The sequence below is a fragment of the Kribbella sp. NPDC059898 genome (assembly GCF_042730855.1).
Lineage (GTDB): Bacteria > Actinomycetota > Actinomycetes > Propionibacteriales > Kribbellaceae > Kribbella.
On the sequence record NZ_JBHWKR010000010.1, the window covers coordinates 253,241 to 266,872 of the forward strand.

14 protein-coding genes are annotated in these 13,632 nt (G+C 69.7%); 7 read left to right on the forward strand and 7 right to left on the reverse strand.

The genetic code is table 11. The features are described 5' to 3' along the window. The 5 genes from ACFV9C_RS29105 to ACFV9C_RS29125 form a co-directional block, all read right to left on the reverse strand. The gene (locus tag ACFV9C_RS29105) at positions 1-963 is read right to left on the reverse strand and encodes a LysR family transcriptional regulator (RefSeq protein WP_380198669.1); all 963 of its coding nucleotides are present in this window, start codon (positions 961-963) and stop codon (positions 1-3) included. A gap of 109 nt (positions 964-1,072) precedes the next feature. Next, a complete protein-coding gene (locus tag ACFV9C_RS29110; RefSeq protein ID WP_380198671.1) occupies positions 1,073-2,239 on the reverse strand; it encodes an ABC transporter permease in 1,167 nt (388 codons plus the stop codon). Beyond that, positions 2,236-3,117: an ABC transporter ATP-binding protein gene (locus ACFV9C_RS29115; protein WP_380198673.1), complete on the reverse strand. Its 882-nt coding sequence runs from the start codon at positions 3,115-3,117 to the stop codon at positions 2,236-2,238. Before ACFV9C_RS29115 ends, ACFV9C_RS29110 begins: the two co-directional genes overlap by 4 nt. Before the next feature lie 130 nt (positions 3,118-3,247). Beyond that, positions 3,248-3,907 carry a response regulator gene (locus ACFV9C_RS29120; protein ID WP_380198782.1) on the reverse strand — a complete coding sequence of 220 codons (660 nt, stop codon included), beginning with the start codon at positions 3,905-3,907 and terminating at the stop codon, positions 3,248-3,250. A 4-nt stretch (positions 3,908-3,911) separates the two neighbouring features. Next, positions 3,912-5,249: a sensor histidine kinase gene (locus tag ACFV9C_RS29125; protein WP_380198675.1), complete on the reverse strand. Its 1,338-nt coding sequence runs from the start codon at positions 5,247-5,249 to the stop codon at positions 3,912-3,914. Positions 5,250-5,305: 56 nt separating this feature from the next. Between ACFV9C_RS29125 and lipA the strand changes: the two genes are divergently transcribed. From lipA to ACFV9C_RS29140, 3 genes are all read left to right on the forward strand, one after another. Then, positions 5,306-6,244, forward strand: coding sequence for a lipoyl synthase (gene lipA / locus ACFV9C_RS29130; protein ID WP_380198677.1), 939 nt, complete (start codon positions 5,306-5,308; stop codon positions 6,242-6,244). Between the two features lie 17 nt (positions 6,245-6,261). Then, positions 6,262-6,957: a DUF4191 domain-containing protein gene (locus ACFV9C_RS29135; protein WP_380198679.1), complete on the forward strand. Its 696-nt coding sequence runs from the start codon at positions 6,262-6,264 to the stop codon at positions 6,955-6,957. A gap of 113 nt (positions 6,958-7,070) precedes the next feature. Further along, entirely contained in the window at positions 7,071-8,351 is a 1,281-nt protein-coding gene (locus tag ACFV9C_RS29140) for a class I SAM-dependent methyltransferase (protein ID WP_380198682.1), read from the forward strand. On the opposite strand, the gene ACFV9C_RS29145 is transcribed toward ACFV9C_RS29140, so the two are convergent. Continuing rightward, positions 8,348-8,809, reverse strand: a complete 462-nt coding sequence (locus ACFV9C_RS29145) for an RDD family protein (RefSeq protein WP_380198685.1) — start codon at positions 8,807-8,809, stop codon at positions 8,348-8,350. The two genes, ACFV9C_RS29140 and ACFV9C_RS29145, sit on opposite strands and share 4 nt — an antisense overlap. Positions 8,810-8,998: 189 nt before the next feature. On the opposite strand from ACFV9C_RS29145, the gene glnA reads away from it, so the two are divergent. Next, entirely contained in the window at positions 8,999-10,423 is a 1,425-nt protein-coding gene (gene glnA / locus ACFV9C_RS29150) for a type I glutamate--ammonia ligase (RefSeq protein ID WP_380198688.1), read from the forward strand. A gap of 99 nt (positions 10,424-10,522) precedes the next feature. Beyond that, positions 10,523-11,050: a DUF2231 domain-containing protein gene (locus ACFV9C_RS29155; RefSeq protein WP_380198691.1), complete on the forward strand. Its 528-nt coding sequence runs from the start codon at positions 10,523-10,525 to the stop codon at positions 11,048-11,050. Here ACFV9C_RS29155 and ACFV9C_RS29160 read toward each other — a convergent pair. After that, positions 11,047-11,919 (reverse strand): aldo/keto reductase, encoded by an 873-nt coding sequence (locus tag ACFV9C_RS29160; RefSeq protein ID WP_380198694.1) that lies wholly within the window; start codon positions 11,917-11,919, stop codon positions 11,047-11,049. The genes ACFV9C_RS29155 and ACFV9C_RS29160 overlap by 4 nt on opposite strands. An 85-nt stretch (positions 11,920-12,004) precedes the next feature. Here ACFV9C_RS29160 and ACFV9C_RS29165 point away from each other — a divergent pair, with 85 nt between their 5' ends. Continuing rightward, positions 12,005-12,571 (forward strand): TetR/AcrR family transcriptional regulator, encoded by a 567-nt coding sequence (locus ACFV9C_RS29165; RefSeq protein ID WP_380198697.1) that lies wholly within the window; start codon positions 12,005-12,007, stop codon positions 12,569-12,571. Between the two features lie 33 nt (positions 12,572-12,604). Continuing rightward, the gene (locus ACFV9C_RS29170) at positions 12,605-13,576 is read left to right on the forward strand and encodes an AraC family transcriptional regulator (protein WP_380198699.1); all 972 of its coding nucleotides are present in this window, start codon (positions 12,605-12,607) and stop codon (positions 13,574-13,576) included. The last annotated feature ends 56 nt before the right edge of the window (positions 13,577-13,632 follow it).

Genomic DNA, 13,632 nt, shown 5'->3' on the forward strand with positions numbered 1-13,632 from the left:
CTACGCGACGTGCATGCGCTGCGGATGATCGCCCCGCCGCGCATGCTCCGTGATTGCCTCCGAGTACGCCGTACTCGCCATCTCGAGCACCTCGCCGGCGATCTGCGCCCGGGGTGAGTCGGTGCTCCAGGCAAGCACCAGCTTCCGGTGGATCGGATCCCCGACCAGCGTCCGCGTGGTGACCTCCGACGACAGCATCCGGTACGACGTGGGCGAGATCAGCGCCACGCCCTGCCCGCTGGTGACGAACCCCATCAGTACCGACGTGTCGACGGAGTGATGCTCCACCCGCGGCTGGAACCCGGCCGCCTCGCACGCCGCCCGGAACAGCACATGGAACCCGCTGTCGTCCGGCGGCTCCCCGATCCACTCCTCGTCGCAGAGCGCACCGAGCTCGATCTCGCCACGCGTCCGGACGGCGACCGGATGGTCCGCAGACAACGCGACGTACGCCGACTCCGACTCGATGACCGTGGTCGCCTCCACACCGGACGGCAGCCGCAGCTCGAACCCGGGGAACTCCCGCAGCAACGCGAAGTCCAGCCGCCCGCTCTCCAGTTGCTGCAGCAGCACGCTCGACGACCACTCGACCTCGATGCTGACCTGCTCGATCTCGCCGTGGTCGCGGAGCCGGGACGCGATCCCGGACATCGGCGCGGTCGGGAACCCGCCGAGCCGGACCGCGGACGACTCGACCGCGGTCATCGCGGACACGGTCGCGGACAGGTGGTCGACGTCGACCAGGATCGCCCGCGCGCGGTCCACGGCGTACCGCCCGAGCGGGGTCGGGGTGACGCCGGTACGCGAGCGTTCGAAGAGCTCTCCCCCGAACGCGGCCTCGATCCGCTTCAGCTGCGCGGTCAGGCTCGGCTGGCTGACCTTGAGCCAGCGGGCGGCCCGTCCGACGGACCCCGCTTCTGCCACCAGGACCACCACCCGCAGGTGGCGCAGCTCGACGTTCATGCGTTGAGACCGTAGTCGAGGTCTACGCACAGCTCACAGGCGCCCTACATTGCGGTTTCGTCACAGCCAGGTCCTCCCCTGTAACGCCGGACCCGGCTGTGACGATGAGCTACGACATCTTGAGGGCCAACGCCTCCCGGTAACCGAGCCGGCGGCCGGTCTGCAGCAGCGTCCGCTCGTACAGCCGGGCACCGACCCGGACGATCAGCACGGTCGCCAGCAGCAACAGAGCGATCGAGACAAGCGGCTGCCACAGCGGCACGTCCTCGGTGAGCATCCGCCCCGGCATCGACATCGACGACGCGATCGGGACGAACGACGCGACCGTCTTGGCCGACGTACCGGCGAACACCGAGAAGAAGAACGGGATCATCAGGATCATCTGCCCGGGCAGCGTGGTCGACCCGAGGTCCTCCTGCCGCGTGGCCAGCGACCCGGCAACCGCCCACAGCCCGGCCAGCGCGACGAACCCGAGCACGAAGAACACCACGAACCACCCGGCGACCGGGGCGATCACCTCGAGTACGGCGGCCTGGTCGGTGGCGAGCAGCCCGATCAGCGACGCTCCGGCGATCACCACGATCTGCGCGAGCGCCAGCACCGTGTTGCCGAGCACCTTGCCCCACAGCAGCGCCCGGATCGGCACCGCGGCAGCCAGGATCTCGACGACCCGGCTCTCCTTCTCCTGGACGACGCTCTGCGCGATCATCATGCCGAACCCCAGCGCGGTCATGTAGAACACCAGCGCAAGCCCGATGTTGACGAAGTGCGACACCAGGTCCGGCAGCGGTCCGGGCTTCAGCAGGCTGACCTCGACCTTCGTGCCGGCGTGCAGTTCGGCCGGTGTCAGCCCGGCCTTGGCCGCGTTCGCCGCCGTACCGACCGTCGACGCGGCCTCGCGCAGCGCGCTCTCGATGCTGCTGTCGACCTGGTCCTTGCCGAGTACGACGTACCCGTCGGCGCCGGGCAGCAGGGCCGCCTTCACGTCGCCGTCGGTGACGGCCTTCTTGGCGGCGGGCCGGTCGGCCAGCCGGACCACGTCGTACCCCTTGCCGCCGACCGTCGTCGACGCCTGCTGCACCACCTTCGCGGCCGCGTCGTCGACCACGCCGATCTTCGATGCGCTCCCCTTGCCGACCAGGACCGCCGGCAGGATCGTCGCGGCCATCACGATCAGCAGCATCACCACGGTCGAGCCGACGAACGTCCTGTCCCGCAGCTTCGTGCTGATCTCGCGCTCGGCGATCAGCACCCACGGCCTGTCGAGTGCGTTCATCGGGTCGCCTCCCGGAAGACGTCGCTGAGCGCCACCCGCTCCGGCCCGAACTCGAGCACCCGGCCGCGGCTGATCGCCTCTTGAAGGATCTTCTGCTCCAGCTCGCCGTCCAGTACGTCGAACAGCGCCGTACCGCCCGCCACGTCCCGCACCTCGATGCCGCGCAGGTCCCGCAGCCAGCCCGCGTCGCCCTCCACCACCAGGCGGTACGTCGCCGCGGACCCGGCGGACAGCTCCGCGACGGACCCGGCCGCGACCACCTTGCCGCGGGACAGTACGACGAGGTCGTCGCACAACCGCTCCACCAGGTCGAGCTGGTGGCTGGAGAACAGCACCGGCACCTCCGGCGTGACCTCGTCGCGGAGCAGGTCGACCATCGCGTCGACGGCGAGCGGGTCCAGCCCGCTGAACGGCTCGTCGAGGACCAGCGCGATCGGCTCGTGCACCAGCGCGGCCGCGATCTGCACGCGCTGCTGGTTGCCCAGCGACAGCGTCTCGAGTACGTCGGTGGCGCGCTCGGCCAGCCCGAGCCGCTCGAGCAGCCGGTCGGTCCGCTCCAAGGCCCGGTCCGGGCCGAGGCCGTGCAGGCGGCCGAAGAACACCAGCTGGTCGCGGATCTTCATCTTCGGGTACAGGCCGCGCTCCTCGGGCATGTACCCGAAGTCGCGGCGGACGCCTGGCGTCAGCGGTCCGTCCTGCCAGCGCACCTCGCCGGCCGTCGCCGCCAGGACGCCGAGGATGATCCGCATCGTCGTCGTCTTCCCGGCCCCGTTGGCCCCGACGAACCCGGTCATCCGTCCCGGTACGACGTCGAAGGTCACGTCGTCCAGCGCCAGATGATCACCGAACCGCCGGGTGAGTCCACTCACCCTCAGCATGTGTCACCGTTCCCATCAAGGTCAGCCCCCAGCCGGGCTGGTCCACCCGACGATGACCAAGCTAGTGAGGACTACCGTCCGCCCACGTCGCCCGCGGGGCTGACCGAACGGGTCATTCGCAGGGGGGACCTCAGCTGGAGGCGTCGTCTCCCGGGGTGACGAGGCCGCACTCGTAGGCGAAGACGACGGCCTGGACGCGGTCGCGGAGGCCGAGTTTGAGCAGCACCCGGGACACGTGCGTCTTCACGGTCGCCTCGCCGACGTACAGCTGGGCGGCGATCTCGGTGTTGGTGAGGCCGCGGGCGATCAGGCCGAGGACCTCGCGTTCGCGTTCGGTCAGCTCGGCCAGCAGGTCCGGCCGGTACACGCGCTCCCCGCCGCCGGCGAACCGCTTGATCACCCGCCGGGTCACCTCCGGCGCCAGCAGCGCGTGCCCCGAGTGCACGATCTGGATCGCCTCGACCAGGTCCTCGGGCGCGGTGTTCTTCAGCAGGAACCCGCTCGCCCCGGCCCCGAGCGACTCGAACAGGTAGTCGTCGCGGTCGAACGTGGTCAGGATCACGACCTTCCCGGCGTCCTCGGCGACGATCCGCTGGGTCGCGGTGATCCCGTCCATGCCGGGCATCTGGACGTCCATCAGTACGACGTCCGGGCGCAGCGCGAGCGCCAACTCGATCGCCTTCTCGCCGTCGGCCGCCTCGCCGACCACCTCGATCTCCGGCTCGACGGACAGGATCATCCGGAACCCCGCCCGCACCAGGTCCTGATCGTCCACCAGCAGCACCCGCATCTGCTCAGCCACCTGTCGCAACTCCAATCGGGATCCGCACCCGGACCCGGAATCCTCCCACGGGCCGCGGGCCGATCTCGCTCTCGCCGCCGAGCAGCGCCACCCGCTCGCGGATCCCGACGTGCCCGAGCCGGCTGCCGACCGGCGCGTGCTTCGGCCGGCCGTCGTCCAGCACCTCCAGCTCCACCGCGTCCCCGAGGTACCGCAGCGTGAGGTGGGCGCTGCGGGCGGTCGAGTGCTTGCGGACGTTCGACAGCGCCTCCTGCGCGATCCGGTACACCGACACCGAGACCGTCTTCGGCAGCTCGACCGGCGCCCCGATCTGGTGGAACCCGACCTCGAGACCGAGCCCGTTCGCCTCCGCGATCAGCGCCGGCAGCCGGTCCGCGCCCGCCTGCGGCGCCTTCGGGTCCGGCGTACTGACGTCGATGTCGGGGTCGGCCGCGCGGAGCATGCCGAGCAGCTGGCGCATCTCGTTCACCGCGCTCCGGCTGGACTCCTCGATCACGTTCAGCGCGTTCTTCGCCGCCGCCGGGTCGGTGTCCATCACCCGGCGCGCGCCGCCGGCCTGGATGCCGATGCTGCTGATGTGGTGCGCGACCACGTCGTGCAGTTCGCGGGAGATCCGCAGCCGTTCGTCGATCACCGCGCGCCGCGAGTTCGCCTCCTGCTGCGCGGCGAGCTCGGTCGCCTGCTGTTCCAGTTCGTACCGCTGGCGCGCGGTGGCCCACGCCGTACGGCCCCAGAAGTACGCGCCGAAGAAGTACAGGGCGTTCAGCGCGACGGTGATGATCACGTTCGAGACGTACGGCGAGAACAGCCCGTGGTTGGGGCCTTCGATCGCGTTCGCCTGCAGCGCCTTGACGAAGTTGATCGTCAGCCAGCTGAACATCCCGACGAAGACCAGCGCGACCGCGGCCTTCATCACCCGGCGGTCCCGCGACCAGGCCACCGCCGCATAGATCGACATGAACAGCGCCGACTGGGTGACGAGGTTGCCCGAGAACGCGAAGATCGACCGCTCACCGATCACCACGAAGAGCACCGCGACCGTGAGCATCACCGGGACCGGCCACCGCCGCCGGAAGCACAACGGCAGCGCGATCGCCGCGCTCAGTACGTACGGCTCGACCCCGCCGATGCCCAGGCTGACGTGCTGCGGGGCCCCGCCGCGGGCCAGCTCGGTGCCGAACACCCCGGCGACCGCCATCCCGAGACCGAGCAGTACGTCGTACCGCTGCTCGCGGGCCGTCGGCGCCGGCCGGGTCCAGCCGCGAACGCCGCTGCCGGACGCGGGTGGCGCCTGCGGTTCGGCATCCGAACGCAGCTCAACGGTGGACATAGCTCATCAGCCTACGGGTGGAACCTTCCTGAACGGCGGCGCGTACCCTTGGACGCGTGACGATCGCCCCAGAAGGACGGAAACTGCTCAGGCTCGAGGTGCGCAACGCGGAGACCCCGATCGAGCGCAAACCCGAGTGGATCAAGACCCGCGCCAAGATGGGCCCGGAGTACCAGGCGCTGCAGAAGCTCGTGAAGTCCGAGCAGCTGCACACGGTGTGCCAGGAAGCCGGCTGCCCGAACATCTTCGAATGCTGGGAGGACCGCGAGGCGACCTTCCTGATCGGCGGTGACCAGTGCACCCGGCGCTGTGACTTCTGCCAGATCGACACCGGCAAGCCCGAGGCGCTGGACCGCGACGAGCCGCGCCGGGTCGCCGAGTCCGTGCGGACCATGGGCCTGCGGTACGCGACCGTCACCGGCGTCGCCCGCGACGACCTGGACGACGGCGGCGCCTGGCTGTACGCCGAGACCATCCGGCAGATCCACGAGCTGAACCCGGGCACCGGCGTCGAGATGCTCGCGCCGGACTTCAACGCCGTACCCGAGCAGCTCGCCGAGGTGTTCTCGTCCCGGCCCGAGGTGTTCGCGCACAACGTCGAGACGGTGCCGCGGATCTTCCGCCGGATCCGGCCCGGCTTCCGCTACGAGCGCTCGCTGGACGTCATCACCCAGGCCCGCGACTACGGCCTGGTCACCAAGTCGAACCTGATCCTCGGCATGGGCGAGACCCGCGACGAGGTCAGCCAGGCGCTGAAGGACCTGCACGCGGCCGGCTGCGAGATCATCACGATCACGCAGTACCTGCGGCCCTCGGTGCGGCACCACCCGGTCGAGCGCTGGGTGCGGCCGGAGGAGTTCGCCGAGCTCGACGCCGAGGCGCAGGAGATCGGATTCGCCGGTGTCATGTCCGGTCCGCTGGTACGGTCCTCGTACCGCGCCGGTCGGCTGTACCGTCAGGCGGTCGAGTCACGGATGAACGCCGCTCAGGCATAAAACAGGACAGGGTAGAGATGGCCAAGAACGACGCCCCCGAGGAAAAGACCAGCAGGCTGAAGCAGATCCTGCAGGCCTACCAGATGACCAGGAAGTCCGACCCGAAGGTCGGACTGGTGCTCGCCGGGATCTTCCTCGGCATCCTCGCGGTGTTCGTCGTGCTCGCGCTGGTGGTCGGGCCGCTGCTGGTCTGGCTGCCGCTAGGCGTGGCGCTCGCGTTCCTGGCCACCACGATCATCTTCGGCCGCAAGGTCGAGAAGGCGGCGTACAGCCAGATCGAGGGCCAGGCCGGTGCAGCCGCGTCCGCGCTGCAGACGCTCCGCCGCGGCTGGAACGTGACGCCGGCGGTCGCAGTCACGAAGAACTCCGACATCGTGCACCGCGTGGTCGGTCGGCCGGGCATCGTGCTGGTCGGCGAGGGCCAGGCCAGCCGGGTGAAGAACCTGCTGGCCGCCGAGGCGAAGAAGCACAGCCGGGTGGCGGGCGGCGCCCCGGTGACGCAGATCATCGCCGGCAAGGGCGAGGGTGAGATCGACATCCGCAAGCTCACCAAGCACGTGATGAAGCTGCCGGCGGTCATGCAGCCGTCCGAGATCACCGACCTGCTGCAGCGGCTGAAGGCATTGGACGCGGTCCGTCCGCAGGTGCCGATGCCCAAGGGTCCGGTGCCGACGAGCCTGAAGGGCGCCCGCCAGGCCATGCGCGGCCGGTGATCAAACTGTAACCAAGAGGCATGTTGGGCAGTTGAACTGTTCAGACATGCGCCGCGGGGAGGCTGGTTGCCCTTAGAGTGCGACCAGGACGGGATTACAGGGGAACAGAAGACATGACGGACCTCATGCCGGCGGTCCATCAGCCGGAGACCGAGACGTGGCCGACGCTGGCCCGCCCGCGTTCCAATCCGGTACGCCGGTACGGTGCGGCGACCGCGATCCGGCTGATCGCCAAGGACCTGCCCGCCACGATCCACCTGGACAGCAACCGGTCGTACGGGCTGGGTGGCCCGGCGATGCGCGTGCACCGTACGGCGGCGTTCCTCGACCGGCTCGGGCAGGACGCCGGGTCCGGGTTCGGCGAGGCGTACCTGGCCGGCGACTGGGATCCGGAGCCGGGCACCGACCTGGCCGACCTGCTCGTGCCGTTCGCGGAGCGGTTCAGCAACGAGGAGACCCGGCACCTGCTGCCGAAGTGGGCGCAGTCGCTGCGCTGGCTGGTCACCAGGTCCCAGCCGGGCGAGCAGGAGAACGACCGGGCCGGCGCCCGGGAGAACATCAGCCGGCACTACGACCTGAGCAACGCGATGTTCTCCGAGTTCCTCGACCCCACGCTGACCTATTCCTCGGCGTACTTCGGTGCCGACGCGGGCCTCGATCTGGCGTCCGCGTCGTACGACGAGCTCACCGCGGCCCAGCTCCGCAAGCTCGACTCGATCCTCGACGCGGCCGGGGTGCAGTCCGGGTCGCGGGTGCTCGACATCGGCTGCGGCTGGGCCAGCCTGGCGATCCGGGCCGCGCAGCGCGGTGCCTGGGTGACCGCGATCACGATCGCCTCCCAGCAGGCGCTGCTCGCCCAGCGGCGGATCGCCGAGGCCGGCGTCGGCGACCGGGTGCAGGTCGCGCTGCGCGACTACCGCGACCAGATCGGCGAGTTCGACGCGGTGCTGAGCGTGGAGATGATCGAGGCGGTCGGCGAGAAGTACTGGCCGGTGTACTTCGACGCGATCGAGCGCCGGCTGGCGCCGGGCGGGGTCGGCGTGGTGCAGGCGATCGTGATGCCGCACGAGCGGATGCTCGCCACCCGGAACACGTTCACCTGGGTGCAGAAGTACATCTTCCCGGGCGGACTGATCCCGTCGATCAAGGTGATCGAGGAGGTCACCGCCCAGCACACCGGGTTGCGCGCGGAGGTGATCCGGCACCTGGGCGCGGACTACGCGCGGACGCTGCGGATCTGGCGGAACCGGTTCATCGAGCACTGGCCGGCGATCGGCGCGCTCGGGTTCGACGACACGTTCCGGCGGATGTGGGAGTTCTACCTCGCGTACTCCGAGGCGGGCTTCCGCACCGGGTACCTGGACGACGTACAGCTGCTGCTGACGCGGCGTTAACGCCGTACGACGATCGTCTTCGCGGCGAGGTCGTGGAGGCCGCGGCGTTCGCGGTCGAAGATCACCGCGGGGATGAGCAGGCAGATCAGCAGGGTCCGGATGATGCCGGCGAGCAGACCGGGCGGGCCGGCGTACGTCTGGCTGTCGCGGACCGGCGCGACCCGCAGTCCGAAGAGACGGTGGCCGATCGTGCTGCCGGCCAGCCCGACGAGGATCGCGGACATCGCGAAGAACGCCGTCGTGTGCATAAGGCTGTAGTTGTTGCCGCCCGCCCACATCGGCCGGCCGGTCAGCGCGGACGCGATCAGACCCGCCAGCAGCCAGTCGATCAGCAGCGCCAGCAGCCGCCGTCCCCAGGTCCCGACCGAGCCGGAGCCGTCCTCGGGCAACCCCAGCCGATTGCCCGGGTAACGGAATTCTTCCGAGGGTCCCGTTGCGGGCGACGCGGATGATGCCATGATGTCTAGCCTACGGACCTGCCCGGAGGCGGCCCCGCGTGGGCTGCGATATCTCAGGGCGTAACCGCCGTACACCAGTGGGTCAGCGCGGACACGCTGGGCGTAACATCCGCGAAACATCAGGGTCACGACGGAGAAACCGGCAGGCCCTACGTTCAGATGAATCTCTGAGCCACCCTAGGAGTACGTATGTTTTCCAGCGCGGAGGAGCTGCTCGCCTACGTCAAGGACGAGGGCGTCGAGATCGTCGACATCCGGTTCTGTGACCTTCCGGGCATCATGCAGCACTTCACCGTCCCGGTGTCGTCGTTCGGTCCCGAGGTCTTCGAGGAGGGCCTGGCCTTCGACGGTTCGTCGGTGCGCGGGTTCCAGCAGATCCACGAGTCGGACATGAAGCTGCTGCCGGACCCCACCAGCGCGTTCATCGACGAGTTCCGCAGCGCCAAGACGCTGGTCGTGAACTTCTTCGTGCACGACCCGCTGACCGGTGAGGCCTACAGCCGGGACCCGCGCAACATCGCCCGGAAGGCTCAGGAGTACCTGAAGTCGACCGGCATCGCGGACACCGCGTTCTTCGCGCCCGAGGCCGAGTTCTACGTCTTCGACGACGTCCGGTTCGAGACCAGGTCGAACTCCGCGTCGTACTCGATCGACTCGATCGCCGGCGCCTGGAACACCGGCCGGGTCGAGGAGGGCGGCAACCGCGGCTACAAGGTCCGCTACAAGGGTGGTTACTTCCCGGTCGCGCCGACCGACCACTTCGGCGAGCTGCGCGACGACATCACGCTGGCGCTCGAGCGGTCCGGCCTGATCGTCGAGCGCGCCCACCACGAGGTCGGTACGGCGGGTCAGGCCGAGATCAACTTCCGCTTCGACGAGCTGCTCAAGGCCGCCGACGACGTGATGAAGTTCAAGTACATCGTCAAGAACACCGCGTGGAAGGCCGGCAAGACCGCGACCTTCATGCCGAAGCCGATCTTCGGCGACAACGGCTCGGGCATGCACTGCCACCAGTCGCTGTGGAGCAACGGCGACCCGCTGTTCTACGACGAGTCCGGGTACGGCGGCCTGTCCGACGTCGCCCGCTGGTACATCGGCGGTCTGCTCAAGCACGCCCCGTCGCTGCTGGCCTTCACCAACCCGACCGTGAACTCGTACCACCGGCTGGTGCCGGGCTTCGAGGCGCCGGTCAACCTGGTGTACTCGTCCCGGAACCGCTCGGCCTGCATCCGGATCCCGATCACCGGCTCGAACCCGAAGGCCAAGCGCATCGAGTTCCGCTGCCCGGACCCGTCGGCGAACCCGTACCTGGCCTTCTCGGCCCAGCTGCTGGCCGGCCTGGACGGCATCCGCAACAAGATCGAGCCGGCCGACCCGGTCGACAAGGACCTGTACGAGCTGCCGCCGGAGGAGCACGCGGGCATCGCCCAGGTGCCGACCTCGCTGCCGGCCGTGATCGACTCGCTCGAGGCCGACCACGAGTTCCTGCTCGAGGGCGACGTGTTCACGTCCGACCTGATCGAGACCTGGATCGACCTCAAGCGCGACACCGAGATCGCCCCGATCCAGCTCCGCCCGCACCCGCACGAGTTCGAGCTGTACTACGACGTGTGAGTCGTACCTGATCCGCTGACGAACGGCGGCCGGCCTCTCGGGGCCGGCCGCCGTTCTCAGTTCTTCCACAGGTGGCGGCCGGGAGCGTACCGTCAAGGCGTGGCGTCGAGATCCCTGCCGCAACGGGTGGTCCGCGCGATCGGCGAGAGTCCGCTGGTCGAGCGGCTCGCGCATGCCCAGGAGGTGTTGTACGGGCCGTTGATCGAGCGGGTGCGGCAGAGTCCTCTGCACAGCGACGTACTCGGTCATTCGTTGCATCCGTCGCTGACCGACGTGACCACCGGGTGCTGGCTCGGGGCGTCTCTTCTCGACGTTGCCGGCGGGTCCCAGTCGTGGCGCGGGGCGACGCTGCTCGCCGGGTGCGGCGTACTGGCGGCGGTTCCGACCGCGCTCGCCGGGGCCGCCGACCTGTCGGAGCTGTCCGGCGAGGAACGGAGGATCGGCGCCGTCCACTCGCTCGGCGCTGACACGGCGATCTTCCTCTTCACCGGCTCGCTCATCGCCCGCCTGCGCGGCCGGCACGGCCGCGGCCTCAAGCTCGCCCTGGCCGGCAACCTGGTGATGGCCGCCGCCGGCTTCCTCGGCGGCCACCTCGCCCTCCACCGCGGAACCGCCCGCCGCGACTAACCGAGCTTGTCGAGTTCCGTGAGCGCGTCGGCGTCGAGGTGGACCTCGGCTGTGCGGATGTTGTCTTCGAGGTGGGGGATGGTGCGGGTGCCGGGGATGAGGGCGGTGTGGTCGTTGTGGGCGAGGATCCAGGCCAGGCAGATCGCGGCCGGGGTAGTGGCGAGTTGGGTGGCGAGGTGTTGTACGACGGGGTGCTCGGTCGGGGACGGGATTTGGTCGAAGGCCGAGCCGAGGGGGAAGTACGGGATCCAGGCGATGCCGTTCGCGGCGCAGACCTTCAGCTGCTGCTCGGAGGAGCGGTCGAGCAGGCTGTAGGCGTTCTGGACGCAGACGATTCCGGCGGGCAGGGCCTGGGTGAGTTGGTCGGCGCTGACGTTGCTGAGGCCGATCGCGCCGATCAGGCCTTCGTTGCGGAGGGCAATCAGTTCGGCGAGCTGGTCGTCGAGCGGGACGACCTGGTCGCCGTCCGCGATCAGGCCCGGGCCTTGGTCGGCGCGGCGGAGGTTGACGACCGGGATCTGTTCGAGGCCGAGTGAGCTGAGGTCGAGGTGGACCTGCTCGCGCAGTTCGTGCGGCCGCTGGGCGAGCGTCAGCGGTACCGGCGCGTCGACGCGGCGGGCGCCGACCTTGCTGACGATGACGAGGTCGTCCGGGTACGGCCGGAGGGCCGCGCGGATGTGCCGGTTGACGGTCGTCTGCCCGTAGAACGAGGCCGTGTCGAGGTGGTTGATGCCGACCTCGACGGCACGACGCAGTACGGCGGCGGCCGCGGGCGTCTCCAGGTGCTCGAGCTGCATCGCGCCGTACCCGATCCTCGCAATCTCGTGCTTGCCGAGTTCCACGGTGCCGCCCGGTCGTTCGGATGTCATCAGCTGATGTCCTCAGGTAGAGTCGACGGAAACGGAGAATTCTCCGGTTTCTCGACGATAGCACTAACTGGAGGTTTCTCCACTTATGCGGGCGGATGCGGCACGTAAACGCGAACAGGTGGTGGCGGCCGCCGGTGACGAGCTCGCCGACCTCGCCGTGGCCGCCCGCAACGGCGAGCCGATCCGCCTGTCGCTCGACAAGGTGGCTGCCCGGGCCCGGGTCGGCGTGGCCACGCTCTATCGGCACTTCCCCACCCGGGAGGCACTCCTCGAAGCGGTCTACCACCAGGAGCTCACGCGGCTGTGCGACGCCGCACCGGAGCTGGCAGCGACCGCAGCTGCCGACGAGGCCCTGCTCTCCTGGATGTACCGCTACCTCGACTTCGTCGACTCCAAACGGGCGATGGGCCTGGACCTGCGCGCACTGGTTGCCTCCGGCGCCATCACCCAGGCCAACACCCGCGCCCGCCTCACCACGGCCGTCGCGCCGTTCCTCGACGCGGGCGTGGCGGCCGGCGTCTTCCGTTCCGACGTACCACCCGGCGACGTCGTCGCGGCCATGGCCGGCGCCGTCTTCGCCGCCGACCCGGCCCAGCAGCGCGAGCAGAGCGAACGCCTGCTCGCGCTCCTGATCGCCGGTCTGCGCGCCTAGGCAGCGGGTCTTCCCGGGACTACCGTCGTGTACGTGCTCGAGCACTATGCGGTCGTGGACGGCGCGGAGCTCGACCGGTTCCGGGCGACGGTGGCGAGCTTCTTGACGCCGCACCGGTTGTCGCCGGCCGGGCGGTCCGTGGAGCGGATCGAGGGATCCGTCGCGGTGGCGCGCCTGGGGCCGTTGTCGCTGGTGTACGGCGAGCATCGCGGAGCCGAGCTCGACGTCGCACTGACCGAGCAGGTCGACTACTACGACGTGAACCTGTCGTGGCAAGGGCACAACCGGATCACCTGCGGGGACGAGGAAGTGGTCGTGGACGGGCGGACCGCCGCGATCATCTCGCCGCGGATGCGGGCCACGATGCGGCTGAGCGACTCGTACCACCAGCTGCACGTGCGGATCGAGCGGTACGCGTTCGAGCGGCACCTCGAGCAGTTGCTCGGCCGGCCGGTGCTCGCCCCGATCCGCTTCGGGCAGGCGATGGACCTCCGCAACCCCGCGGCCGCCACCTGGGCGAGTTCGGTACGGCTGCTCGTCGACGATCTCTCGGCGCTCGACGGGCTGGCCGCACAGTCGACGAACGAGTCGCCGTGGAGCTCGTTCCTGATGACGGGTCTGTTGCTCAGCCAGCCGCACAACTACACCGATCAGCTCACCCAGCAGCACAGCGCTCCGCGGCCCGGCGGTCTCCGGCGGGCCCTGGATCTGATCGAGCAGCATCCCGAGGACGACCTCTCGGTCGAGCGCCTCGCTCTCGCCGCCGGCATCGGTGCCCGGTCGCTGCAGCGGCAGTTCCACGAGTACGTCGGCGTGACGCCGCGGGAGTACGTACTCCAGGTCCGGCTGGCCCGCGCCCACGAGGACCTGGTCGTCGCGCGACCCGGCACGACCACGGTGGCAGACGTCGCGTTCCGTTGGGGATTCAGCCACGTACCGCGCTTCGCTGCGGCGTACCGGCAGCGGTACGGCGAACTCCCGTCGGTCACTCTCAACGCCGGCTGAGATCCCAGTCGCGTCGCGGATCACGTCGTCGCGAACCGGATCGCCCGCGTGGTCCG

Coding starts and splice junctions, on each gene's coding strand:
- ACFV9C_RS29145 (WP_380198685.1), bottom strand. CDS start 8,809: ATGGCATCATCCGCGTCGCCCGCAACGGGACCCTCGGAAGAATTCCGT.
- ACFV9C_RS29125 (WP_380198675.1), bottom strand. CDS start 5,249: ATGTCCACCGTTGAGCTGCGTTCGGATGCCGAACCGCAGGCGCCACCC.
- ACFV9C_RS29160 (WP_380198694.1), bottom strand. CDS start 11,919: ATGACATCCGAACGACCGGGCGGCACCGTGGAACTCGGCAAGCACGAG.
- ACFV9C_RS29140 (WP_380198682.1), top strand. CDS start 7,071: ATGACGGACCTCATGCCGGCGGTCCATCAGCCGGAGACCGAGACGTGG.
- ACFV9C_RS29115 (WP_380198673.1), bottom strand. CDS start 3,117: ATGCTGAGGGTGAGTGGACTCACCCGGCGGTTCGGTGATCATCTGGCG.
- glnA (WP_380198688.1), top strand. CDS start 8,999: ATGTTTTCCAGCGCGGAGGAGCTGCTCGCCTACGTCAAGGACGAGGGC.
- ACFV9C_RS29105 (WP_380198669.1), bottom strand. CDS start 963: ATGAACGTCGAGCTGCGCCACCTGCGGGTGGTGGTCCTGGTGGCAGAA.
- ACFV9C_RS29135 (WP_380198679.1), top strand. CDS start 6,262: ATGGCCAAGAACGACGCCCCCGAGGAAAAGACCAGCAGGCTGAAGCAG.
- ACFV9C_RS29120 (WP_380198782.1), bottom strand. CDS start 3,907: ATGCGGGTGCTGCTGGTGGACGATCAGGACCTGGTGCGGGCGGGGTTC.
- ACFV9C_RS29110 (WP_380198671.1), bottom strand. CDS start 2,239: ATGAACGCACTCGACAGGCCGTGGGTGCTGATCGCCGAGCGCGAGATC.
- ACFV9C_RS29165 (WP_380198697.1), top strand. CDS start 12,005: ATGCGGGCGGATGCGGCACGTAAACGCGAACAGGTGGTGGCGGCCGCC.